Raw genomic sequence first — 21212 nt, forward strand, 5'->3', positions numbered from 1 at the left:
CCCGGCAACGGCTTGCAGGGCCGTGCCGAAGAAGGGAGCACGGCCATGCCCGATAGCAACGCAAGCAGCCCTCCGACGGCCGCGGTCTCCACCCCGGCCGCGGCGGCCCATCCCGCCGGCGCGGCCCTGCTGCTCGGTGCGCTTGGGGTGGTCTTCGGCGATATCGGCACCAGCCCGATCTACGCGATGCGCGAGACGCTGCGCGCCGCGAGCGGGGAGGGTGCGGCGGCTCCCGCCGCCATCTACGGGGTGGTCTCCCTGATCTTCTGGGCAGTTACCCTCGTGGTCGCGACCAAATACGTCGTCCTCGTCATGCGAGCGGACAACCAGGGGGAGGGCGGGACCATGGCCCTTATCTCGCTGGCCATCCCCGTCGCGCCGGAACGGCTGCGCTTGGGCTTCCTCGTCGTCGGCCTCGCCGGCGCCTCGCTCTTCTTCGGGGATGCCATGATCACCCCGGCGATTTCCGTCCTCTCGGCCGTGGAGGGGCTGTCGGTCGCGACGCCGGTCTTCACGCCCTATGTTGTCCCGATCGCGGCCGCGGTCCTCGTCGGCCTCTTCGCCATCCAGAGCCGCGGCAGCGCCAAGATGGGGCGACTGTTCGGGCCGGTGATGGCCGCGTGGTTCGCCGTTCTGGCGCTGGCCGGCCTGCTGCACGTCATCGCACGGCCGGAGGTGCTGGCGGCGCTCGATCCTCGCCACGCGATCCGCTTTCTCACGGGTAACCCGGGCCAAGGGGCGCTGGCCGTGCTCGGCTCCGCCTTCCTCGCGTTGACGGGCGGCGAGGCCCTTTACGCGGATATGGGCCATTTCGGCCGGCACGCGATTCGGGTGGACTGGTTCGTCCTCGTCATGCCCGCGCTCGTCCTCAACTACCTCGGCCAGGCCGCGCTGGTGCTGGGCGACCCGGCGGCGGCGGAGAACCCCTTCTTCGGGCTCTTTCCCGGCCCCCTGCTCTACCTCGCCGTAGTGCTGGCCACCGCCGCGACGGTGATCGCGAGCCAGGCGGTGATCTCGGGCGCCTTCGCGCTCGTGCAGCAGGCGATCCAGCTCGGCGCCGTGCCGCGGCTCGAGGTGCGCCAGACCTCGGAGGAGACAGCGGGCCAGGTCTACCTGCCGCTCATCAACTGGCTGCTTGCCGCCGCGGTCCTCGCGCTCGTCTTCGGCTTCCGCAACTCCGAGAGCCTGGCCAACGCCTACGGTATCGCGGTCGCCGGTGACATGATGGTGACGACGATCCTTCTCTCCCTGGTCGCGCGCGGGCGCTGGAAGCTGCCCTGGCTGGCCGTGGCGCTCGTGGCCGTGCCCTTCCTCCTGCTCGATCTCGTCTTCGTCGCCGGCAACCTGCACAAGATCCCGGCGGGCGGCTGGTTCCCGCTGCTGGTCGGGGCCGTGTGCCTCGCGATGATGCTCATCTGGCGGCGCGGCCGCGCGGTCCTCCTCGCCCGGCGCGACGAGGGGGCGCAGACACTCGAGTTGTTCCTCGGCGGCCTCGATGCCGCCGACGCCCCGCTGCGCGTGCCCGGCACGGCCATATACCTCACCGGCCAGCGGGAGGTGGTTCCGGCGGCGATGGCCCTGAACATGCGCCACAACGGCGTGCTGCACGAACGCGTCGTGTTGATGCACGTGGTGGCCGAGCGCGTGCCGCGCATTCCGGAAGCCGAGCGCGTCTCGGTCCACCTCCTGCCGGGCGGCTTTCGCCACGTTACCCTGCGCTTCGGCTTTGCGGAGAAGCCGGACGTGCCCCAGGCCCTGCGCCTGCACCGGGAGACAATCGGCTTCTCGCCGGAGGAAGCCTCCTACTTCATCGGGAACGAGGTGCCCGTCCCCTCCATGCGCCCTGACCTGCCGATCTGGCAGGAACACATCTTCGCTTTTCTCACCCGGAATGCGGTCCGTGCGCCGGACTACTTCCTCATCCCGCCGCCCCGCGTGGTGGAACTCGGGACGCGGGTTGAGCTTTGATCCTGGCTGGTGCGGTGCCGGTGACTTCGGGGAGAGGAAGAAGGAGTTCTTCCTCTCCCCCAGGCCCCTCACCATCACCTTTTTCTTCGAGTTTGAAGGACTTCTGCGGTCGGTGCGCCTCGGATCGTGGACCCGAGGCGACTGCACAGTCAGGAAGGGCGCCGCCCCTCAATTATCGAGTCCGCAACAGTCAGACGCAGGTCCAGGAGCCTCAGGCTCCTGGCGGGTGAGGTCCGGAGAGGGCAGCGCCCTCTCCGGAGTCACCAGCACCGGCCAACCTCCCTGCTACACCTGAACCACACCCGGTGCGGCCTGCCGGAAGAGTTTTTCCACAACATCGGGGCCGCATGGAAAAGGGATGCCCATCTCGACGATCAGGCCTTCGGCGGCCCATTCCCACTGCACGAAGCCACCGAGCTGGTTGCCGAGGGTGTTGTCCACCACGCGCGATCCGAAGCCCTTCCGGGCGGGGGCGCTGACGGCGGGGCCGCCGGCCTCTTCCCAGCGTAGGCGCAGGGTATTGCCGTCCTGCTGCCAAGACACGCGCAGAACGCCGGATGCCGAGGAGAGGGCGCCGTATTTCGTGGCGTTCGTCGCCAGTTCATGGAGAGCCATGGTCAGCGCCTGCACCACCGATCCGGGAATGACGACCTCCGGCCCCTCCAGCACCGCGTGCGGCGCCGCTCCCTGGCCCAGGAAGGGCGCGAGCGTCGATTCGAGAACTGCCCGGAGTCTGGTGCCGGCCCAGTTCGTCTCCGCGAGCAGCGATTGCGCGCGGGCCAGGGCATCCACCCTTCCCTCGATGGCCGCACGATAGACGGGATCGTTGCCCGGGGTGAGGCGGAGCGCGGCCTTTACCACGGCGAGGGCGTTCTTGCCGCGGTGGTCCACCTCCCGCATCAGCAGGGCCTGCCGCTCCTCGGCCAGCCGGCGCGCGGTCATGTCGAGCATGACACCGAGGGCGCGGACGGCACGGTCGCTGACCGAATCGCGGAAGAAGCGGCCGCGGTCCCAGACCCAGGCCCAGCCCCCATCGGCGCGCCGGATACGGTACTCGGCGGAATAGCGGTCCCGCACCGGATCGGCGAGGCCCGCCTCTACCTCACGTTCGAAGCGTTCGCGGTCTTCCGGATGGATGCGGCCGATCCAGGCGGCCGCAGCCTCCGGGATCTCCTCCCCGAGCAGGGCCGTGACACCAGCGGTGCGTACCACGCGGCCGGTGACGAGATCGCGCTCATAGACGAACCCGTCGATGGCCCCGGCCGCCGCCTCGAAGCGCTCTCCGATCCGGCGGCGGTCGGTGATATCGACGTGGATGCCGACAAGGGCGGCCGGGGCGTCGTCGGCGGCGGGGAAGAGCCGGGCGCGGCAGAGGAACCAGCGCTCCTCTCGGCCATCGGGAATGCGGCGGAAGACGCGCAGCTCGAGGGTCATCGCCCCCTCGCGCAGCGCCCTGGCCACCCCTTCCCGCAGCAACTCCCTGTCTTCCGGGTGCACGGCGGCAAAGAAGGCGGCAGCGCTCTCGGTGCCCGCGTCCTGCAAGGGATCGAGCCCGAGCAGCACGTACATCTCCGCCGACCAGCGCACCTGGCCCGTGGCCGGCTCCCAGGACCATGACGCTGCATTGGCGGCCTGCTGCGCGAGTTGCATCAGGCGGGAGTTCTCCGCCAGCGCCCGCGTGCGCTCGGCCACGCGGCTCTCCAGCGCCTCGTTCGATCCCTCGAGCTCCCGCTGGCGGCCGAGCACCGCGCGCGCGAGCACGAAGAGAAGCGCGGAGGAGGCGAGCGCGAGAAGCGCCTGCGGCAGGACCTGCTGCCGCCAGTCCGCGAAGAGCACCGAGCGCGCCCGGCGGCGGAGACGTAGACCGGCCAGCTGCCGCCCACGCGCCGATAGGCGACGACCCGCTGCACGCCGTCGACGCTCGACACCTCGCGGGAGACAGAGCGCTCCTCGCCGAGCCGCATGGTTTCGAGCATCGCGCTGCCCTCCGCGATGCGCGGCTCCTCGTTGGGCAGGTTGCCGAGCTCGGAGGAGCGGGCGAGCAGCGCCCCGTCGGTCCGCACGAGCGAGACCACGTTATCGGGCGAGGCGGCCAGCGCCTGGAGCGAGCGGTTCACCTGGTCGAGATAGAGGGAGGCATTGATCACGCCGTCATAGGTGCCGGGCGCCAGGCCGTTCCCCGTCCGCACCCGGCGTGCGCTGAGGGCGAAGAACGGCCGCCCCGTGTAGCGACCGGTGTAGACAGGGCTGATGTGGAAGGAGGGCGCGTCGGCCGGGCGCAGCGCGCGGTTGAACTCGCGCGAGAGCATCGGGGCGTCCGTCCTCACTGGCAGCATGTTGCTCGCCACGAGTGCGTAGGCGTCCCGGTCGTAAACGAGGACGTAGAAGGTCTCCCGTTCCGGCGCGACGTTCTCGGTGGCCAGGCGCTGGAGCGCGGCGTGCCACTCGGCTTCCTGCGACCGGATCTCGGCGTCCGAGAGGCCGGCAAGGATGTCGTTCGCCCGCTGGAGCCGGAGGAACTGCCCCTCCAACAGGCGGCGGGCATATTCAGCCGCCGCGTCGGCCGTGCGCGCGACCTCGGCTTCCGCCCCGCGCGCCGTCGCATCCCAGGCGCGCCACGCGGAAAGGCCGGCCAGGAGAGGCGGCGCGAGGACGACGCCGCAGAGGATGAGGAGCAGGACCGCGCGCGACCGCGAACGCGCGCCCCGGCCCGTCGCCGCGGCACCCGGGCCGGGCCCGTCCCGAAGGGCGTAGGTCTCGTTCACGGCGCTCCCCCACACTGACCGAATGTTTACGATGCGGGGCGGGCCTTGTAACGCCCGCGGACGCGATCTCCGGGTGGCCGCGCCGTTACGAGGGGGCATTCCGCTGGAGGAACCGGCCATGGCGGCACCCGATGTCCCGATTCGCGTGAACCGCGCGCCTGTGCTGACGCTCTGGGCCGCGGTGGTGGCGGAGCGCCTGGGCCACCCGGCCGATACCGCCATGAGCCTGGCCAGCCATGTCGCGGGAACCGCGGCGCAGGCGAAGGCACGCCGCCTCGGCATCACCGAGGCGTCCAAGCACGAGGATCAGGCCGGGGGGCTGGTGCAGCACGAGTCCGTGCCTCTGCTGGGCCGGCAGGTGCCGGTGACGAGGGACGAGCACGGCCAGCTCCTTGCCGCTTCGGGCGAGGGGCCGACGCCTGCCGCGCCGGCAAGGGCCTATGTCGCCAAGGCCTTCGGCAAGCGGCTGGACGAGGCGCGCGCGACCATGGAGGCGCTGGCCGCCTCGTTCGACCCGAAGGAGCTGAACCGGGTCGGCTTCCGCCTCTACGAGCATTTCCGCCCGGAGGTGCCCGCGGATGCCCGCGGATGGGGCGCCAAGGGGGAGCTCCACCTGCCGCGGATCCGGGAAGCTGCCGGCTAGGCATCCGCCGGAAGGCACCAATCCGCGCCCGCTGCGTTCTCCCCTCTCCTTCTCCGTCCGGGATCCCCGATGCTGCCGCTGAATCCGCACCTGCTCGACACCGGCACCCCGCCGATCCCGGAGATCCAGGCCTGCGGCGCCCGCTACGACGGTTCGCGCGGGCCGCTGCTCAACCTCTGCCAGGCGGTTCCGGCCTATCCGCCGCCGCCCGAGATGCTCGCGCAGCTGTCCGAGGCGGCCGGCAGCCCGGCGGCCGCGGGCTACGGACCGATCAGCGGCGACGCCGCGCTGCGGGAGGCCTATGCCGAACATCTCCGCGGCATCTATGGCGGCGGCATCTCGGCGCAGGAGGTCGCCATCACGGCGGGCTGCAACCAGGCCTATTTCGTTGTGATGATGGCGATCGCGCAGCGGGGTGACGCGGTACTGCTGCCCACGCCGTGGTACTTCAACCACAGCATGACCCTCGACATGCTGGGCATCGAGGCGAGGCCCCTTCCCTGCCGGGCGCAATCTGGCTTCGTGCCCGATCCGGAGGACGCCGAGGCGCTGATCGACGATCGCGTGCGCGCCATCGTGCTCGTGACACCGAACAACCCCACCGGCGCGGTCTACCCGGCCGAGGTCATCCGCCGCTTCCACGAGCTCTGCCAGCGGCGCGGCCTCTGGCTCGTGCTCGACGAGACCTATCGCGACTTCCTCCCGGCGGGGCAGGACCGGCTGCACGACCTGCCGGCGGGCGGCTGGCCCGAGAACCTCGTGCAGCTCTACAGCTTCTCGAAATCCTTCGCGGTGCCGGGGCACCGGCTCGGCGCCGTGACCGCCCCCGCCGCCTTCCATGCCGAGCTGAGCAAGGTGATGGACTGCGTGCAGATCTGCGCCTCCAGAGCCGGGCAGGCCGCCGTGGCCTGGGGCCTGCCGGCGCTGACGGCCTGGCGCGAGGCGAACCGGGCGGAGATGAACGATCGGGCGGCAGCCCTCCGCGCGGCCTTCGCCCGGCTGCCCGGATGGCGGCTGGAGGCGCTGGGCGCCTATTTCGCCTATGTGCGCCATCCCTTCGGGGAGGCGTCGGCTTGGCAGGTCGCGCGGCAACTTGCCGAGGAGCACGGGCTGATGTGCCTCCCCGGACCGGCCTTTGCCGGGGAGGAAGGCCATCTGCGCATCGCCTTTGCCAATGTCGATGCTGCCGCGATCGGGGAGATGGTGGAGCGCCTGCGCGCGGCGACACCCTAGCGCGCTCCTTCCACGTCGCCTTCACCGTTTCCTTGCCGAACCGCGGCAAGACGATCACGCGGCAGGGCGGGACGGAACGGCGCACGCAGGATCAGGGCGATGGGGAACCCGCTGGGCGCCAGCGCCATCTCGAGGGCGCGCGCGGCCTCGCCTGCCTGCAAGTCACGCTGCTGCACAGCTTCGGCGCCACGCTGCTTTTCGAGATCCTGGTTCGACCCGAGGGATTGGCGCCACTGCTGGAGAGCAGGCCGGCCCAGTGGCTCGGCGGATATCCTTCCCGACCTATCTCGCCCGCTGGCCCATGCTGTTCGCGCCTGGAGCGACTGTTACTGCGGGCCTGGGGCGATCGCTTCCGGCCGGCGGGGCTGAGCTTGCCGGACTGGTAACCGGTCTGCTCGCGACCTTCCTCGTGGCCATGCCCGTCCGCCGGCTGGACCGGGCCGTACTGGATCGGTCGCGCCGACTTCGCCGCGCCCTTGTCCAACAGGCTGGTTCCAGCGCGCTCCGGCACCCAGCCGGGACTCCGCAGAGCCCCCGCGCTGAGGCTTAGGGTCTGGACCGATTGCTTCAGGGTAGCGGCTGAGTGGATTGGCCGACTCCATGGTGCCCGGAGGTGCTGCCATGGCTGACCTGTTTTGGCTGACGAGGGCGCAGATCGGGCGGATCGTGCCCTCCTTCCCACTCTCGCACGGGCTGCACCGGGCGACGATCACCGGGTGGTCAGGGGCATCACCCACGTGATCCACAATGGGCTGCGCTGGCGCGAGGCGCCTGCCAAGTACGGCCCCCTGCACAATCGCTTCGTGCGATGGAGCGGCTTGGACGTCTTCAACCGCATCTTGGCCGGGCTCGCGCGCCAAGCGGGCGAGCCGGAGCGCCTGATGATCGATACCACCCATCTCGAGGCACAGCGCACCACGGTCAGCCCTCTCCACACCACGGTCAGCCCTCTCCAAGAGTGACCCCTTCCCGCCGTATCGGCCGCACCAAGAGTCGCCTGAATTCCGAGCAATCTGTCAGAAACGGGCAAGTGGACGCACCCGGCCCTCCGTCCTAGCCTTCCACCATGAGCGACGCCGACATCAACGCCGGGTCCCTGCCCAAGGCCCCGATCCCCGCCACGCACGATATGGGTGGCGCCTCGCGCTTCCGCTGCACGGCCGTGGAGCGCGACGAGGCACCACCGGATGACTTCGGCAAGCGCGTGGATGCCCTGCGCCAGCTCCTCGCCCAGAAGGGGCTGATGACGGTGGACGAGTTGCGGCGCGGCATCGAGGCCATTCCGGAAGACGAGTACCTAGCACTCACCTATTACGAGCGCTGGCTGCGCTCCATGACCGCGCTGATGCTGGAGAAAGGCGTCGTCAGCGAGGAGGAACTGCGATGATGCCAGCCGAGGGCACCAGCGCCGCCGCCTCCGATCCGCCCAGCCAGCCTGCCCCTGTTGTGCCGCGCTTCCCTCCCGGCACCCGGGTTCAGGTTCGGGACGATTGGCCTGAGCGCCGCGGTCCCTGCCACATCCGCACCCCGCATTACCTGCGAGGGCGTACTGGCACGGTGCAACGCCTTCTTGGCTGCTTCGCGAACCCGGAAGTTCTGGCTTTCGGTCGCCCAGCACCGAGGCATGAACTCTACCACGTCTTGTTCGAGCAAAATCCGATCTGGAACGAGGGTCACCCTGGCGACGAAGTGCTCGTCGAAATCTTCGAGCACTGGCTTGAACCCGCCGAGGCCACGAAGGAGGCCGTCTGAATGAGCGCGCCCGCCCGCCCCGACTCACCTGCGCGGCTGGAGGCGCTGATCGGCGCCTTGAAGACGAAGGGTATCCTGACCGAGGAGGAGCTGACCGCCCGCCAGGCGCAGACCGATCGCGCGAGCTCCGAGATCGGCGCCCGCATGGTGGCCCGGGCCTGGCTCGACCCTGAATGGCGCCGCCTGCTGCTTTCCGACGGCTCCGCCGCCGCTGAGGCCATGGGCGTCTCCATGGCCGGTGCGCCGCCCCTCGGCGTGCTGGAGGACACGCCGCAGCGGCACCACCTGGTCGTCTGCACCCTCTGCAGCTGTTACCCGCGCGCGGTGCTTGGCTACCCGCCGCACTGGTACAAGAGCTTCGCCTATCGTGCGCGCGCCGTGCGCGACCCGCGCGGGGTGCTGGCCGAGTGGGGCACGGCACTGCCCGAGGGGATGGAGATCCGCGTGGTAGACAGCACAGCCGATTACCGCTGGATGGTGTTGCCGCTTCGTCCCCCGGGAACCGAGGGATGGGCCGAGGATCGTCTCACGTCCATCGTCACCCGTGACGCGCTCGTCGGCGTCGCGCTGCCGCAAGTTCCCTCCCCCACCATGGCTGCCTGACCGCGGCACCGCGCCGAGAAGCGGACATCTCAGCAGCCTCCGGTGGGAAGCCGCACTCTGACTCAGCTTGGTTCGGTATGGCAGTCTTTACGCCTGTTTCAGCCGAATGACCGGGCTCATCAGCTCTGCCGGAGCGGACGCTGTCCTTCAGCGGGCGGTTGGCCTGGATCGCGCAACAAAGCCCAGAAAGGTCCTGAAGGCCGAGGACATCTGGCGCCGGCTGGGATAGTACAGGAACCAGCTCGGCAGGATCGGGCACCATTCCTCCAGCACCGGCACGAGCCCGCCGGACGCGATGGCAGGCCGCGCATACTCCTCTGGCAGCCGGACCAAGCCCACGCCATCCAGCCCGGCGCGCATCGCCACGTGCGGATCGTTCACCGTCAGCGGCCCCTCCGGCGTGATGGTCACCGCCCGACCATCCCTTGCGAACTCCCAGGGGAAGATGCTGCCGCCGGGGAAGCGGTGCCGAATGCAGGCGTGGCGCAACAGGTCCTCTGGCTGTCCGGGCGTCCCGCACCGAAGCAGGTAGTCCGGCGCCCCGAGCACAAGGTAGCGCAGCGGCCCGCCCAGCGGGACGGCGACCATGTCGCGTGCCAGGTCCTCACCGAAGCGCACGCCGGCATCGAACCCGTGCTCCACGATGTCCACCCGTGCGGCGTCGCTGATCAGCTCCAGCGACACGTCCGGATTGGCCGCAAGGAACGGCTGCGCGAGAGGCGCCAGGCGGAACTCCAGCGCGGGGATCGGCGCGTTGATGCGGACTGTCCCGGTGGGACGGTCGCGGAAGTCGTTGACCATGTCCACTGCCGTGGCGATGTCGTCCAGCGCGGGCTGAAGACGCTCGAGCAGCCGCTGCCCCGCCTCAGTCGGGGAGACGCTGCGGGTCGTGCGGTGAAGCAGCCGCACGCCCATGCGCTCCTCGAGGTTCCGCATGGTGAGGCTGAGCGCCGAGACGGAGACGCCGCGTTGCTCTGCCGCCTTCCGGAAGCTCCGCGCCCGGGCAATGGCCGCGAAGGCCTCCAGCTCGGCCAAGTTTCGCGACTTCATTGTTGAGCTGCCCTTCACGCGTCGGGAAGAAAGATCCAGCTTATCGAACGGTCTGGCCCAGGACAAAACGCGGCCACTTCCACCTCGTCAAACCGGAGTCAGTCGTGGACATCACCGGCAACACCATCCTCATTACCGGCGGCGGCACGGGCATCGGCCGCGGCCTTGCCGAGGCCCTCCACGCCGCGGGCAACACCGTCATCATCACCGGGCGCCGCCGCACGCCGTTGGAGGCCGTCGCGACCGCACATCCCGGCATGCACCTCGCCACCCTCGACATCGACGACGCAGCCGGAATCCGCGATTTCGCCGCGCACGTCGTGGCCGAACACCCCGCCCTGAACGTCCTCATCAACAATGCCGGCATCATGCGCGTGGAGGAAGTGCTCACCGGTCCGGACGCCCTCGCCACCGCCGAGGCCACGATCAGCACCAACCTTCTGGGCCCGATCCGCCTGACGTCCGCTCTGCTGCCTCACCTCGTGGCGCAGCCGAAGGCCGCGGTGGTGAACGTCTCCTCCGGCCTGGCCTTTGTGCCACGTGCGGACACGCCGACCTACTCGGCGACCAAGGCCGCGATCCACTCCTACAGCATGTCCCTGCGCCACCAGCTCCGGAACACCGCTGTGCAAGTGATTGAGCTGGCCCCGCCCCTGGTAGCCACGGACCTCACGCCCGGCCAGCGCGACAACCCGCGCGCACTCCCGCTGGAAGGCTTCATCCAGGAGAGCATGGCCCTGCTTGTGGCCGATCCGAACGCCGCCGAAATCCTGGTCGAGCGCGTGATGGCGCAGCGGACCGCCGAGGCCACCGGCCACTTTGCAGCAGTCTTCGAGATGATCAATCCGAGCTGACGCACAAGCAGCGTGAGCCCGGCTAGGCACGACGCGCGCGGACCAGCACCCAACGGCAGCTTTCCTCCACTTTGGGCTTGAAAGCTGCCATGCCGTTCTCGGCCGGTTCCTGCCGCGGCAACTGAGCGGCCACACCACTCACTCGAAGCCCCTTGCTGCCTAGAAGCAGGCACAACGTCATAGCTGTTGGCGCTGACCCAGGCGCCTTGACGCGCCGCACTTCACGTAGCAGATGCAGTTGCATGATGCGCGATAGTCGTCTTTCAGCTGTGCTTCACGCACTTCTCCACATGGCAGAGCAGGACGGTCCCATGACCTCCGAGGCGCTGGCCTTGTGCATGAACACCAACCCCGCCGTGGTCCGCCGAACTATGGCAGGCCTGCGGGAGATGGGTCTCGTGCGATCCGAGAAGGGGCATGGGGGCGGCTGGCATTTGGCTAGCGATCTCGAGACGGTAACCCTGCGCGACATCTACGACGCACTCGGAGCGCCGCAGGTCTTCGCCATCGGCAACAAGACCGAGAACCCGGTGTGTCTTGTCGAGCAGGCTGTGAACGATGCCCTGGACGATGCGATGCGAGAGGCCGAGGCGCTTCTCGTGAGGCGGCTGGGTGACGTCACGCTGGCCGCACTCTCGGCGGACTTCCGCCGCCGCCTTGCAACGCGAAAGCGCCAGGGAAAGGCATCGCACCATGCTGCATGACGTCATCATCGTCGGCGGCAGCTACAGCGGCATGGCGGCCGCGCTCCAACTCGCCCGGGCACGAAAGGACGTCGCGGTGGTCGATGCGGGCCAGCGGCGCAATCGCTTCGCCGAGGCGTCCCACGGCTTCCTCGGGCAGGATGGGCAGCCACCGGGGGCCATCGCCGCCCAGGCCCGTGCCCAGCTCCTGTCCTATCCCACGGTGACCTGGGTCGAGGGCAAGGCGGTCGCCGCAACGGCCGAGGAAGGGCAGTTCCGTGTGACGCTGGAGACCGGCGAGGAGCGCACCGCGCGGCGTCTGCTCCTGGCTACCGGGGTGGTTGATAACCTACCGGACGTACCCGGCCTTCAGGAGCGCTGGGGGCGCGGTGTCTACCAGTGCCCGTACTGCGACGGCTACGAGCTGAATCAGGGTCACCTTGGTGTGCTGGCGACGAGCGGCTTCTGGTTCCATCAGGCCATGCTGATTCCTGAATGGGGCAGGACGACGCTCTTCACCAACGGTATCGCCCGCCCTGATGCGGAGCAGCGGGCAGCCCTCGCGCGGCGCGGGGTAACCATTGAGGAGGCTGCCGTCACCGGTATTGCTGGCGAGAGGGTCACAGTGCAACTGGAGGACGGCCGCAGCATCGCCCTTGCAGGTCTCTTCCTCGTACCCCGGACGAGCTTTGCGAGCCCGCTCGCTAGCCAGTTGGGCTGTACCCTCGAGGAGGGACCCATGGGTCCCTTCATCTGGACCGACATCCGGAAGGAGACGAGCGTTCCCGGCGTCTTCGCCTGTGGCGACGCGGCGCGCGCCGCCGGATCAGTGTCCCTGGCCGTGGGGGATGGTGCCATTGCTGGGACCGGCATCCACCAGTCCCTCATCTTCAGATGAGGCAGGGAGAGGTGCCGTTCAGGCCTGCTGGTCCTGCTAGGAGACTGCGCAGACGACGAGGGCATCCAGCCCCGGGGGATAGATGCCCCTCATCGTCCAGGGACGACTCCGGAGTCACCGTGTCGCCACGGCTGCTCCGCCGTCGTTTGCCGCGGCAGGACTGGTTGCAGCTGCGATGCCGTGCGCCCGAAGAACGCTGGCCGCCGCCGCGACGTGAGGCAGGGGCACGCCGTAGACCTTACGATGGTCAGCGTCCGCGGCCGCCCGCTCCATCACCTCGCATTCATCGAGGTAGCGCAGGAGCCGTCGTTCCGCGCGCTCGCTGCTCGCGGTCTGGCGGCGGAACATTCTCCAGAGCTTCAGGGCGTTGACCGTCCAGGCATCATAGGCGTGCTCCTGCAACCGGCGCCGGATGGTTGCGGGCAAGGACTCCAGGGCCGCCCATTCGTCGCCGTCCCAGCGACGCCACATGGCCTCTCGGGGGCTGACGTCATTGCTTGCCCCCGGCGCCGCATGCCGCCGGACCGTGGCCAAGTCCATCAGGCGGCCACCTGGCATGCCTCGAAGCCTCGCCGCAGCTGAACCCGGTTCAGGTCGCGTCCGATGAAGACGATCCTGCTTCGCCGGGCATCCTCCGGCCGTGCCAGGCCGATGAAGTCGCCGTCCGCGAGCATGTGGACGGCCTGGAACGCAAAGCGGCGATCATCACCGGCGAAGTGCAGGATGCCCTTGGTCCGGAGCAGGTCCTGTCCCTTGCTCTGGAGCAGCTCGCCGATCCACGCGTCGAAGCGCTCCCGGTCGATGGCCCGCTCGGCCTCGAAGGAGACGGAGGCGACCTCGTCGTCGTGCTGGTGGTCGTCCTCCCCGGACAGGAAGTCCGGCTCCATCTCCAGCACGCGGGAGAGGTCGAAGGCGCCGCGGCCCATTACCTCCTCGGTCGGGAGTTCGGACTTCTGGGTGCGGTGGAGGCGGGCATGGGGGTTGATGCCGCGGATGCGGCGCTCCAGCGCATCCAGCTCCTCGGGCGGCACAAGGTCGGTCTTGTTCAGCAGGATGACGTCCGCGAAGGCGATCTGCTCCATCGCCTCGTGGCTGTCCTCCAGGCGCTGTGGCAGGTGCTTGGCATCGGCCACCGTGACAATGGCGTCCAGCCGGGTGCGGGACTTGACCTCCTCGTCCACGAAGAAGGTTTGCGCAACGGGGGCGGGGTCGGCGAGGCCGGTCGTCTCGATGATGATGCCGTCGAGCGACTTGCGCTTCACCAGGCCGCCGATGATGCGGATGAGGTCGCCGCGGACAGTGCAGCAGATGCAGCCGTTGTTCATCTCGAACACCTCCTCGTCCGCATCGACGACGAGGTCGTTGTCCACGCCGAGCTCGCCGAACTCGTTGATGACGACGGCGTACTTCTTCCCGTGCTCCTCGGTCAGGATGCGGTTGAGCAGGGTGGTTTTCCCTGCGCCGAGATAGCCGGTCAGCACGGTCACGGGGATGGGAGGCTGGGAGGACATGAGGGGTTCCTTACGCAGTTCAGCAAACCGGGAGGGGGACGGAGGCGGCGGAGAGGAAGGCGCGGAGGCTGGACTCCACGCCCTCCCGCGGCATGTCGCGGAGGATGAAGACGAGGCGCGATCGCCGGTCCTCGTCAGGCCAGGCAGAGAGCCTGACGGTCGGGTGCAGGACGTGCCCCACGAGGTGCAGGACGACGGGCAGCCTCTCGCCCTCGACGTTGAGCAGGCCCTTTACCCGGAGGAGGTCCGCCCCTCGCGTCGAGAGCATCATCTCGAGCCAGAGCGCGAGCCCGACCAGCCGGATAGGCCGGTCAAAGAAGAGGCAGAAGGAGGAGATCCGGGCGTCGTGGCGGTTCGGGTCATGCCCATGATGGTGGTGGCCGTGGCCCGCTGCCCGGGCCTCCTCGCCAAGCCAGGCCAGCACGGCCTCTCCCCGGGCCGCGGGGTCGTAGGGGCCCGGCCCGATCACGGCCGCGGGCTCGACTTCGCCCGCGAGGGCTCGCACCACGGGCGCGCTCGGGTTCAGGCGTCGGAGCCTGGCTTCGAGGTCACCCGCTGCCCCGGGCTCAGCGATGTCGGTCTTGGTGAGGATCAGGCGGTCGGCAACGGCGGCCTGCTTCACCGCCTCGATCTGGGCGTCCAGGGTGGCTGCCCCATTCGCCGCATCGACAAGCGTCACCACCCCGTCGAGGACGAAGTCCCGCAGCAGGTGCGGGTCGGTCATCAGCGTGTGGAGGATCGGCGCCGGGTCGGCCAGCCCCGTGGTTTCGATGATCACGCGCCGTACCGGCTGCCCGTCCGCAACGCGGCGAGAAAGGCCGGAAAGCGCCTGCAGGAGGTCTCCACGGACGGTGCAGCAAAGGCAGCCTGCGTTCAGGAGGACCGTGTCCTCGTCGAGCCGTTCGACGAGGAGGTGGTCCAGGCCGACTTCCCCGAACTCGTTGATGAGAACCGCCGTGTCCGCCAGTTCCGGGTGGCGGAGCAGCCGGTTGAGCAGGGTAGTCTTCCCGGCGCCGAGAAAGCCGGTCAGCACCGTAACGGGTACGGGTTGCTTCCTCGCCGTGGCGATGCCGGTCTTGGTAATCATGAGCGTATGTTATAACGTATCCTTTGCGGCGCAATGGGCATTCCGGGGTAGTCAAACCGGCACTGAACGGACTCTTGCCCTCGCAGAGGCGCATTGCCACGCGGCAGGAGCACGCCTCACACCTCTTAGGCGCCGGGTCCTGGGCGCTCTGCTCGATGCGCCACGGCCCTTGGGTGCCTATGACCTGATCCACCAACTGGGCGGAGAGGACGGGCAGATCGGCCCTCCCATCGTGTACCGAACCCTCGACTTCCTCGTCGCTCATGGCTTGGTCCACCGGCTCGCCTCGCGCCCGGCCGTTGTCCCCTGCATGACCTGCGGGGCCGCGCCCGGCCACGCCCCTGCCTTCCTTCTTCGCCGGGCGTGCGGTCGTGCTCATGGTCGCCCGCGCCGAGTTCCGAGCTACGGAGCATAGCGTGGAGGTCAAAGGTATCCGCGGGCACTGCACCGCACGGCAGGAAGCACCGAGCCAGCCTCGCTAGCCGGACGAGAGGTTGCCGTCGCATCTGAAGTCGGATACCGATAGTTACGTTATAACATAACATTGGTTCACGATGCTAAATCCGGCGCCCACGACTTCGCCCTCACAAGCCCCCGTTTTTGATAGGACAGCCGGGTCGCGGCCCGCAGGCGTCTGGCACGACGCGGCCGCCCAGTTCTACGCGCGTGCCTTGGACCGGTCCGACTACCGCGAAGCTGCGGGTACGGGGCTCCAGGCCATGCTGGGCAGCCCCGGGAGCCTGCTCGACATCGGGGCCGGGGCCGGCCATCCCGTCCTCGGCTGGCTTACTGGCTCCGCCGACTGGATCGCGGTCGAGCCCAGCCGGTACCTGCGTGCGCGGCTGGGTCGTCTCTCACGGACAAGCCATCCAGCGTTGCGACCCATCAACGCGCTCTGGCAGGACATTCCATCCCTGGCCCTACCCCGGGTCGAGGTGGCCTTCGCTGCCAATACGAGCGGCCCGCTCGAGGCACCCGGTCCGCTGCTGGACCTCATGCGGCAGGCTGCCCGGAGCCATGTCGCCTGGATCGTGCCCGCACAGCGAGGGCCGCGCCGCTGGTGCCTCTCGGGCGCCCTTCCGGCCGTGCTGCACGGGGAGGACGAGACCCCGGCGGTGGCGCAGATCCTGGCAGCGCTCGGGCCGGAGAACGCGCCGAGCCGGATGGCCAGCTTCGACTGGCATTTCCGTGCCAGCTTCGCCGGGCCGGAAGACGCGCTGTCCCACTGCGCCGCTCAACTTGGCCTGGATGCCTCGGGTCCGCGCCGCGGCGCCCTTGCCGAGCATCTCGCCCATGCCCTGAAGCCGCTAGCGGACGGCGGCACGGAGCTCGTCGCACCCAAGAAGTCTGCCCTGCTCGTCTGGGATCTGGCGTGATGCGGGCACAGGAACCCGCCCTCGCACTGGCCCTGCTTCTCCCCGTCATGGCCTCTGCCCAGGAGGGGGCCTCCGTGGCCGTGGACGAGGTCGTGGTGACGGCGACCAGCCGTCCCGAGGAGCGCAGCCACATCGCCGGGACGGTGCAGGTGGTGGACGAGGCGACGATCCGTCGCTCCACCGCCACCAGCCTGACCGACCTTCTGGCCGAACAGGGCATCGGATTCCTCTCCGAGTGGTCACCGGGGCAGACCAGCCTGAACATCCGCGGCGGCGCGACGGACGGCCAGGGGCGGGACTACCGTTCCCAGGTGCTCGTTCTGGTGAACGGGCGGCGAGCAGGCACGGCCAATCTCTCGAAACTGTCGCCCTCCGAGGTGGCACGCATCGAGATCGTCCGCGGCCCGGCCAGCGTGGTCTATGGCAGCCAGGCCATGGGAGGCGTGATCAACCTCATCCTGCGGGACGCGCGCAACTCGCCCGGGGGCCTTCTGGAGGGCTCCGGCGGATCCTGGGGCCTCGCCGAGGGACGCGCCCGCTACGGCACCACGCTGGGCGGGGTGGATGTCTATGCTGGCCTGTCCGGTAGCCGCCGGGACGACTACCGCGTGGGCGGTGGGGCCAGGCTGGACAACACGGCCTACAAGCACGGAGGCATCGCCGGTGCCTTCGGCGGCGAGGTCGGCGCACTGGGCTATCTTGGCTTCTCCGCGCGCACAGACGGCATCTATGACGCGGGCTTCCGTGGCAGTAGCTGGAGTCCCTTCAACCGGGACAACCGGCGCAACCACTCCGCCGATCTGACCCTGGATGGCGCCTCGTCCGATGGCACCCTGTCCTGGCACCTGCAGGCTTATGCGGTGCGGGACCAGGACAGCTTTCGCTGGAACTCCCCTATCACCCGCAGCAGCGCGGGGCTTCCGGCACCGGGTACGCTCCTGGACAGGAACGACCGCACCCTCGACATCATCGGCACGCGCCTGCAGCCGGTGGTGCGGCCCTGGACCGGCGCCGAGTGGCTCCTCGGGCTGGACCTGGAATACTCCACCCTGCGTTCGGACCGCTTCCGCATCCCGGCACCCGGCGCCTCCTCCGCCCAGGTCCCGCCCTATGACAACAACCAGACGGACCACAACGCGGGCCTCTACACGGAACTGTCCCAGCGCCTGCTGGACGACCGCCTGACCCTTCGCGGCGGCGTGCGCCGGACCTGGGGCGTCACTTCTTTCGATTCCACGCCGAACCTGCCGCTCCAGCGCTCCCGCGACGCTGACTACGACGCGACCACCTGGAGCGCGGGCGCGACCTTCCTTCCCGTGCCCTCCGTCGCGCTGCGGGCCAATGTCTCCACCGGCTTCCGTGCGCCGACGGCCACGGATCTTGCCGCGGACTTCACCGCGGTCGGCGGCGGCCGCACCTTCGGCAACCCGAACCTGAAGCCGGAGACGAGCCAGCAGTACGAAGTGGGTGCGGCGCTGTTCCGGCCGGGCCTGCGCCTGGACGTCGCCCTGTTCCAGAACACTCTCTCCGGCCGCATCACGACGCGCCTGCGCCCCGGGGTCGCGAATACCAGCGACTACATCAACAACCCCGGCGACATCCTGGTCCGCGGCCTGGAGGGGCAGGCGGAGCTTAACTTCGCCAGCTGGCTCGGCTGGACGGAGTGGCGCTGGCGCGGCACGGCGAACGCTGCCTGGAATTTCGACATGCAGGACCGGGGCGCACCCGCCACGGCCAACCGCCACGAGGTGGAGCGCATGTACCGCTGGCAAGCCGGGCTGGCGACGACCTTCGGCCAGGGCGATCAGTGGGACGTCACGGTTCAGGGCATCCTGCGCGGCGAGCTGTTCTACAACACGGAGGAGAACCTGCTGGTGCCCACGGCCGAGCCGTCGCGCGAGTACATCCACCGCAAGGGCGCCTACGGCTTGGTGAACCTCCGCGGCAGCGTGCAGGTCCTGCCCGGGACGGTGCCGGGCCTCCGGGCCTTCGGGGCCATCAACAACATCCTCGACAGGAACTACCACGCGCTCTTCATCGCGACCGAGCAGCAGCCCTATCTGTCGGACCCCCGCTTCTCCAACGGCGGCCGCGGCAACAGCGCGCCGGGGCGGGAGTTCGTGGCCGGGCTGCGGTTCACCTTCTGATGCGGCGCCGTGTCCTTCTCGCCGCTCCGGCACTCCTGCTGGGCCGACCCGCGCGCGCCGCGGGCTGGCCCCGGGTGGTCACCGACGGTCTCGGCCGCCGGGTCGAAATTCTGGCGCCGCCTCGGCGCATCGTGGCGATCTTCGCCTCCAACGCCGAGATGCTGGCCGCACTTGGCCTTGCGGACCGGATTGCGGCCATCGAGGCCTATACGCGGTTCCCACCGGAGATCGCCTCCAAGCCGCTCATCGGCGGCCGGCTGGGCTTCTCGGCCGAGGCGATCGCGCGCCTTCCGGCCGACCTCGTCGTCATGACCCCCGCCCGCCAGGCCGCCCAGAGCCTGACGGAACCACTGGAGAGAGCGGGCATTCCCTCTCTCGTGCTGACCCAGACGGATCTGAGCCAGGTCGCCACCAACATTCGCCTTCTCGGACGCGCGGCGGGCGCGGAGGTTCGTGCCGAGGCGCTGGTGGCGAATATGGAAGACCGGATCGCCGCAGTTGCCGCCCGCATCGCCGGACGCCCACGGCCGCGCGTCTTCCTGGAGACCTCCTCCACCGGGCGGGGCGTGTTCGGCACGGTTCGCGCCGGGACCTACACCGACGATATCCTCCGCCTGGGCGGAGCGCAGAACGTCTTCTCCGGGCTGGACGCTGCGGGCCCCTCCCTCGTCTCCGGAGAGGCGATCCTGCGAGCGGATCCGGACCGGATCCTCGTCGCTGGCAGCCAAGCCCAGGCTGCCGCCCTGCCGTCCCGCACCGCCTTTGGCTCCCTCGGTGCTGTACGTACAGGCCGCGTCTCGACTGTCTCCCGCGCATTCCTCCTCATCCCGGGCCCACGCGTCGTGGACGGGGTCGAGCAGGTTGCCCGGCTCCTCCATCCCGACGCCTTCACCTGATGCCACTCCTCCTGCTCACTGTCGGTCTCCTGGGTGGAGTGCTCCTGGGCCAGGAAGCGCTCTCCCCGGCCTCCCTGGGCGCATTGCTCGCCGATCCGGGGCAGCCCTTCGCGCGCATCCTGCTGGAGTGGCGGCTGCCGCGGGTCCTGGCCGCGGGATGCGTCGGCGCACTGCTCGCGCTCGGCGGCGCGGTGTTCCAGGGCGTGTTCCGGAACCCGCTGGCCGAACCCTACCTCCTGGGCTCTGCAGGGGGCGCGGCCGTTGGGGCGACGATCGGCCTGCTGGTCCCGCTCTCCATGCCGGTGACGGTCACCCTTCCCGTCCTCGCCTTCTCCGGCGCCTGGGGTGCGACCTGGCTGGTCCTCCTGCTCGCCCGCACAACCTCGGTCGCCGCCCTGCTACTGGCTGGCGTGGCAGTGGCGGCGGTACTCGGGGCGGCGCGATCCTTCCTGATGCTGGCGCTCTCGGACGAGACGGTCAGCCTCCAGGCTGTGCTCGCATGGACTCTGGGCGGGGTGCAGACCCCATCCTGGCGCGAGCTCGCCGTCCTTGGCGGACTGACCATAGTCAGCTTCCTCCTTTGCCGCCGTCTGGCCCGCGGCCTCGACCTGCTCGGCCTCGGAGAGGCCGTCGCGACCTCCTTTGGACTGGAGGTCCGCAGCTTCGTCAGATGGGCCGTCCTCGCGGGAGCGTTCGTCGTTGCGGTCTCCGTCACCTGGGGCGGGTTGGTCGGGTTCGTCGGGCTGGTCGCGCCGCACCTCGCCCGGTGGCGGAGCGGTCCACTGCACGCTGCTCTGCTGCCGCGTGCCGCCCTGATCGGGGCTGGGATCACGATGTTCGCCGATGGCTTCGCGCGGGCCGTCCTGCCGCCCGCCGAGATCCCCCTGGGCTTGGTGACCGCCCTGGTCGGCGGGCCGTTCTTTCTTCTCGTCCTGGCGCGGGAGGCCTGGCGCACATGAGCGTGCTCGAGGCCCATTCCGTGACGTGGGGCGTGCGGGCAAGGAAGCTCGTCCACGATGTCAGCATCTCGCTTCGGCCAGGCGAGGTGTTCGGGCTGCTCGGGCCCAACGGCGCGGGAAAATCGAGTCTCGTGCGCCTGCTTGCAGGCCATGTCGCACCGAGTTCCGGGTGTCTGACCCTCGACGGGACGCCTCTGCCTTCACTGCCGGTCCGTGAACGCGCGGCAAGGATCGGTTACCTCCCGCAGCAGTTCACGCCGCACTGGGATTATCAGGTGCAAGAGATCCTCAGGCTTGGCCTGGAGCGATCCCTCAATCCGCATTCGACGTCGGCGCTCGACCATCTGGCCGTGGCTTTCGACCTGGGGCATCTCGTCGGCCGCCGCTGGTCGACACTGTCCGGGGGGGAGCGCGGACGTGCCTTGGCTGCTGCCGTCCTGGCACCGGAGCCCCAGGTGATCATCGCCGATGAGCCAGCAGCGGCACTGGACATCGGTCAGGCAGCGGCCCTCATGCGGCGGCTGCGTGATCACGCGTCGCGCGGCGCGGCGGTCGCGGTCGTGGTGCATGACCTGAATCTTGCAGGCCGGTGGTGCGACCGGATCGGCATCATGCAGCAGGGCCGCCTTCTCGAAAGCGGCGCTGCGCAGTCTATCCTCAGGGGAGCGACCTTGGACACGGCGTTCGGGCTGGCCATCGAAAGGGTCGATGCCGCCGACGGATCGCTCGTCCTGGCACCCAGGATTTAGGCCAGTCCGCTCCTCGCGAGCATACATACGATGCGCAT

At 69.5% G+C, this 21212-nt stretch carries 21 protein-coding genes; 15 read left to right on the forward strand and 6 right to left on the reverse strand.

Annotation, left to right across the window (positions count from 1 at the left end; all coding sequences use genetic code 11):
- Positions 1–45: 45 nt before the first annotated feature.
- On the forward strand, positions 46–1968 hold the full coding sequence (locus tag D9599_RS16250) for a potassium transporter Kup (RefSeq protein WP_198382327.1): 1923 nt from the start codon (positions 46–48) through the stop codon (positions 1966–1968).
- Between the two features lie 285 nt (positions 1969–2253).
- Here D9599_RS16250 and D9599_RS16255 read toward each other — a convergent pair whose 3' ends face one another.
- Together D9599_RS16255 and D9599_RS31395 are read right to left on the reverse strand one after the other, a co-directional pair.
- Positions 2254–3618, reverse strand: a complete 1365-nt coding sequence (locus D9599_RS16255) for a PAS domain-containing protein (RefSeq protein WP_255531592.1) — start codon at positions 3616–3618, stop codon at positions 2254–2256.
- Positions 3618–4733 (reverse strand): hypothetical protein, encoded by a 1116-nt coding sequence (locus D9599_RS31395; RefSeq protein ID WP_232480579.1) that lies wholly within the window; start codon positions 4731–4733, stop codon positions 3618–3620. The genes D9599_RS16255 and D9599_RS31395 overlap by 1 nt, the downstream gene beginning before the upstream one ends.
- Positions 4734–4851: 118 nt before the next feature.
- Here D9599_RS31395 and D9599_RS16260 point away from each other — a divergent pair, with 118 nt between their 5' ends.
- The 6 genes from D9599_RS16260 to D9599_RS16285 all read left to right on the forward strand — a co-directional run bounded on the left by D9599_RS16260 (position 4852) and on the right by D9599_RS16285 (position 8964).
- Positions 4852–5376 carry a hypothetical protein gene (locus D9599_RS16260; RefSeq protein WP_198382329.1) on the forward strand — a complete coding sequence of 175 codons (525 nt, stop codon included), beginning with the start codon at positions 4852–4854 and terminating at the stop codon, positions 5374–5376.
- 69 nt (positions 5377–5445) lie between these two features.
- A complete protein-coding gene (locus tag D9599_RS16265; RefSeq protein ID WP_198382330.1) occupies positions 5446–6609 on the forward strand; it encodes an aminotransferase in 1164 nt (387 codons plus the stop codon).
- A 716-nt stretch (positions 6610–7325) separates the two neighbouring features.
- Positions 7326–7571: a hypothetical protein gene (locus D9599_RS32455; protein WP_375373055.1), complete on the forward strand. Its 246-nt coding sequence runs from the start codon at positions 7326–7328 to the stop codon at positions 7569–7571.
- 104 nt (positions 7572–7675) lie between these two features.
- Entirely contained in the window at positions 7676–7996 is a 321-nt protein-coding gene (locus D9599_RS32460; RefSeq protein ID WP_198382332.1) for an SH3-like domain-containing protein, read from the forward strand.
- On the forward strand, positions 7993–8361 hold the full coding sequence (locus D9599_RS32465) for an SH3-like domain-containing protein (protein WP_375373056.1): 369 nt from the start codon (positions 7993–7995) through the stop codon (positions 8359–8361). The genes D9599_RS32460 and D9599_RS32465 overlap by 4 nt, the downstream gene beginning before the upstream one ends.
- Positions 8362–8964 (forward strand): nitrile hydratase subunit alpha, encoded by a 603-nt coding sequence (locus D9599_RS16285; RefSeq protein ID WP_198382333.1) that lies wholly within the window; start codon positions 8362–8364, stop codon positions 8962–8964.
- Between the two features lie 147 nt (positions 8965–9111).
- On the opposite strand, the gene D9599_RS16290 is transcribed toward D9599_RS16285, so the two are convergent.
- A complete protein-coding gene (locus D9599_RS16290) occupies positions 9112–10014 on the reverse strand; it encodes a LysR family transcriptional regulator (RefSeq protein WP_198382334.1) in 903 nt (300 codons plus the stop codon).
- Positions 10015–10118: 104 nt separating this feature from the next.
- On the opposite strand from D9599_RS16290, the gene D9599_RS16295 reads away from it, so the two are divergent.
- From D9599_RS16295 to D9599_RS16305, 3 genes are all read left to right on the forward strand, one after another.
- A complete protein-coding gene (locus D9599_RS16295) occupies positions 10119–10868 on the forward strand; it encodes an SDR family oxidoreductase (protein WP_198382335.1) in 750 nt (249 codons plus the stop codon).
- 242 nt (positions 10869–11110) lie between these two features.
- Positions 11111–11572 carry an Rrf2 family transcriptional regulator gene (locus D9599_RS16300; protein ID WP_198382336.1) on the forward strand — a complete coding sequence of 154 codons (462 nt, stop codon included), beginning with the start codon at positions 11111–11113 and terminating at the stop codon, positions 11570–11572.
- Positions 11562–12449, forward strand: coding sequence for an NAD(P)/FAD-dependent oxidoreductase (locus tag D9599_RS16305; protein WP_198382337.1), 888 nt, complete (start codon positions 11562–11564; stop codon positions 12447–12449). The genes D9599_RS16300 and D9599_RS16305 overlap by 11 nt, the downstream gene beginning before the upstream one ends.
- Before the next feature lie 114 nt (positions 12450–12563).
- Here D9599_RS16305 and D9599_RS16310 read toward each other — a convergent pair whose 3' ends face one another.
- Genes D9599_RS16310 through D9599_RS16320 form a run of 3 tightly spaced genes read right to left on the reverse strand, consistent with a single transcriptional unit; the run spans position 12564 to position 15047 of the window.
- The gene (locus D9599_RS16310) at positions 12564–13007 is read right to left on the reverse strand and encodes a DUF6525 family protein (RefSeq protein WP_232480581.1); all 444 of its coding nucleotides are present in this window, start codon (positions 13005–13007) and stop codon (positions 12564–12566) included.
- Positions 12989–13960 (reverse strand): GTP-binding protein, encoded by a 972-nt coding sequence (locus D9599_RS16315; RefSeq protein WP_198382338.1) that lies wholly within the window; start codon positions 13958–13960, stop codon positions 12989–12991. Before D9599_RS16315 ends, D9599_RS16310 begins: the two co-directional genes overlap by 19 nt.
- A gap of 19 nt (positions 13961–13979) precedes the next feature.
- Positions 13980–15047 (reverse strand): GTP-binding protein, encoded by a 1068-nt coding sequence (locus D9599_RS16320; RefSeq protein WP_198382339.1) that lies wholly within the window; start codon positions 15045–15047, stop codon positions 13980–13982.
- 719 nt (positions 15048–15766) lie between these two features.
- Here D9599_RS16320 and D9599_RS16325 point away from each other — a divergent pair.
- The 5 genes from D9599_RS16325 to D9599_RS16345 are packed head-to-tail and all read left to right on the forward strand — an operon-like array spanning position 15767 to position 21174.
- The gene (locus D9599_RS16325; RefSeq protein ID WP_198382340.1) at positions 15767–16423 is read left to right on the forward strand and encodes a hypothetical protein; all 657 of its coding nucleotides are present in this window, start codon (positions 15767–15769) and stop codon (positions 16421–16423) included.
- On the forward strand, positions 16423–18570 hold the full coding sequence (locus D9599_RS16330; RefSeq protein WP_198382341.1) for a TonB-dependent receptor: 2148 nt from the start codon (positions 16423–16425) through the stop codon (positions 18568–18570). Before D9599_RS16325 ends, D9599_RS16330 begins: the two co-directional genes overlap by 1 nt.
- Positions 18570–19466 carry an ABC transporter substrate-binding protein gene (locus tag D9599_RS16335; RefSeq protein WP_198382342.1) on the forward strand — a complete coding sequence of 299 codons (897 nt, stop codon included), beginning with the start codon at positions 18570–18572 and terminating at the stop codon, positions 19464–19466. Before D9599_RS16330 ends, D9599_RS16335 begins: the two co-directional genes overlap by 1 nt.
- On the forward strand, positions 19466–20425 hold the full coding sequence (locus D9599_RS16340) for an iron ABC transporter permease (RefSeq protein WP_198382343.1): 960 nt from the start codon (positions 19466–19468) through the stop codon (positions 20423–20425). Before D9599_RS16335 ends, D9599_RS16340 begins: the two co-directional genes overlap by 1 nt.
- Positions 20422–21174, forward strand: coding sequence for an ABC transporter ATP-binding protein (locus D9599_RS16345; protein WP_198382344.1), 753 nt, complete (start codon positions 20422–20424; stop codon positions 21172–21174). The genes D9599_RS16340 and D9599_RS16345 overlap by 4 nt, the downstream gene beginning before the upstream one ends.
- Positions 21175–21212 lie beyond the last annotated feature (38 nt).

This window comes from Roseomonas sp. KE2513 (assembly GCF_016107305.1).
Lineage (GTDB): Bacteria > Pseudomonadota > Alphaproteobacteria > Acetobacterales > Acetobacteraceae > Roseomonas.

Excerpts from the sequence above, each read along its gene's own strand:
- D9599_RS16315 (WP_198382338.1), bottom strand. The coding sequence starts at position 13,960 with ATGTCCTCCCAGCCTCCCATCCCCGTGACCGTGCTGACCGGCTATCTC.
- D9599_RS16290 (WP_198382334.1), bottom strand. The coding sequence starts at position 10,014 with ATGAAGTCGCGAAACTTGGCCGAGCTGGAGGCCTTCGCGGCCATTGCC.
- D9599_RS16330 (WP_198382341.1), top strand. The coding sequence starts at position 16,423 with ATGCGGGCACAGGAACCCGCCCTCGCACTGGCCCTGCTTCTCCCCGTC.
- D9599_RS32465 (WP_375373056.1), top strand. The coding sequence starts at position 7,993 with ATGATGCCAGCCGAGGGCACCAGCGCCGCCGCCTCCGATCCGCCCAGC.
- D9599_RS16260 (WP_198382329.1), top strand. The coding sequence starts at position 4,852 with ATGGCGGCACCCGATGTCCCGATTCGCGTGAACCGCGCGCCTGTGCTG.
- D9599_RS16320 (WP_198382339.1), bottom strand. The coding sequence starts at position 15,047 with ATGATTACCAAGACCGGCATCGCCACGGCGAGGAAGCAACCCGTACCC.
- D9599_RS16285 (WP_198382333.1), top strand. The coding sequence starts at position 8,362 with ATGAGCGCGCCCGCCCGCCCCGACTCACCTGCGCGGCTGGAGGCGCTG.
- D9599_RS16310 (WP_232480581.1), bottom strand. The coding sequence starts at position 13,007 with ATGCCAGGTGGCCGCCTGATGGACTTGGCCACGGTCCGGCGGCATGCG.
- D9599_RS16325 (WP_198382340.1), top strand. The coding sequence starts at position 15,767 with ATGCTGGGCAGCCCCGGGAGCCTGCTCGACATCGGGGCCGGGGCCGGC.
- D9599_RS16305 (WP_198382337.1), top strand. The coding sequence starts at position 11,562 with ATGCTGCATGACGTCATCATCGTCGGCGGCAGCTACAGCGGCATGGCG.
- D9599_RS16345 (WP_198382344.1), top strand. The coding sequence starts at position 20,422 with ATGAGCGTGCTCGAGGCCCATTCCGTGACGTGGGGCGTGCGGGCAAGG.
- D9599_RS16340 (WP_198382343.1), top strand. The coding sequence starts at position 19,466 with ATGCCACTCCTCCTGCTCACTGTCGGTCTCCTGGGTGGAGTGCTCCTG.
- D9599_RS16250 (WP_198382327.1), top strand. The coding sequence starts at position 46 with ATGCCCGATAGCAACGCAAGCAGCCCTCCGACGGCCGCGGTCTCCACC.
- D9599_RS32460 (WP_198382332.1), top strand. The coding sequence starts at position 7,676 with ATGAGCGACGCCGACATCAACGCCGGGTCCCTGCCCAAGGCCCCGATC.
- D9599_RS16335 (WP_198382342.1), top strand. The coding sequence starts at position 18,570 with ATGCGGCGCCGTGTCCTTCTCGCCGCTCCGGCACTCCTGCTGGGCCGA.
- D9599_RS16255 (WP_255531592.1), bottom strand. The coding sequence starts at position 3,618 with ATGCAACTCGCGCAGCAGGCCGCCAATGCAGCGTCATGGTCCTGGGAG.
- D9599_RS16265 (WP_198382330.1), top strand. The coding sequence starts at position 5,446 with ATGCTGCCGCTGAATCCGCACCTGCTCGACACCGGCACCCCGCCGATC.
- D9599_RS16300 (WP_198382336.1), top strand. The coding sequence starts at position 11,111 with ATGATGCGCGATAGTCGTCTTTCAGCTGTGCTTCACGCACTTCTCCAC.